2 protein-coding genes are annotated in these 980 nt (G+C 24.8%); both read left to right on the top strand.

The features are described from left to right. The first annotated feature begins 73 nt into the window (after nucleotides 1-73). Complete coding sequence (locus tag IE038_RS25555; RefSeq protein WP_268244599.1) at nucleotides 74-580, top strand: hypothetical protein; 507 nt, start codon at nucleotides 74-76, stop codon at nucleotides 578-580. 252 nt (nucleotides 581-832) lie between these two features. Beyond that, nucleotides 833-980: hypothetical protein (locus IE038_RS25550; protein ID WP_498053047.1), on the top strand; the 148-nt coding region annotated here is incomplete at its 3' end.

Genomic DNA, 980 nt, shown 5'->3' with positions numbered 1-980 from the left:
ATTTAATTTTTTTTGTAGTTTTGGGTTTTGGTGGTATTTATTATGTATTTTTGGGATTTGAAATTTTTGAAGAATTTTTTTTTTTTTTGGTTATGTATGGAAAGATAGAAATAAAATGATTATTATTTTGGGTATTTATTTAATTTTGTTAGGTGTAGGTGTTTTTTTTTTAGTATTTAAGGTTTTTTATTTTGGGGGTGTATATGATATTTGGGTTTTGGGAGGGGGGGATGTAAGAAAAATTATAAATTTGATTTTTAGTTTAAGTGTTATATTTGGTTATTTATTAAAATTTTTTTTTGGGGGAGAAGGATGGATTGTTAGTGTGGATGATTTGGAAGATATAATTGGAGGATATGTATGGTTAGGTTTTATTTGTATATTTGGTGGAATTTGGTATATTTTAATTAAGTTTTTTGTATGGGTTTGTTGTGTATTTGTATGGTTTGGGGAGGTTTATTTGTTTTATAGTTTAGTTGTTTTATTTGTTTGTGGTTTTATTGTTTGTTGTTTTGTTTGGTTTAATAATATTGTTTATTTTAGTGAGTTTTATGGATTTATGGGGTTAGAAGTTTTTTAAGTTTAAGTATTTATTTTTTTAGTTAGAGATTAATGTTTTGGAGTTAATGTGGGGTTTGTTTAAGGATTTATAGGTTTAGGTAAATATTTAATGTGTTTTTTGATTGGAGAAGTTATTTTTGGAGGAGAAATAATGTGTTTTTGGGATTTGTGTGTTTTTTGGTTAGAATTTTTAAGGGGTTTTAATGGTTTGGATTTGAGTAGGTTGAAAAAAGATATATAATTTTGGTAAGAATGATGTTTGGTAGAATATATGATTTATGTTTTTTTAGGTTTGTTAAATTTTGTAGGGGGTGTAGTTATTGAGATCAATGTAGTTAATTATGTTTTTTTGAGAAGTTGGTTATTTATTTTTTATTTTGTTTTAGGATTTTTTTTATTTGTGGGTTATTTATGGTATG

Source organism: Pseudomonas laurentiana (genome assembly GCF_014648275.1).
In the GTDB taxonomy this organism is placed as follows: domain Bacteria; phylum Pseudomonadota; class Gammaproteobacteria; order Pseudomonadales; family Pseudomonadaceae; genus Aquipseudomonas; species Aquipseudomonas laurentiana.
The sequence above is the reverse complement of the archived record's forward strand: the minus strand, read 5'-3'. Positions and strand labels throughout refer to the sequence as shown.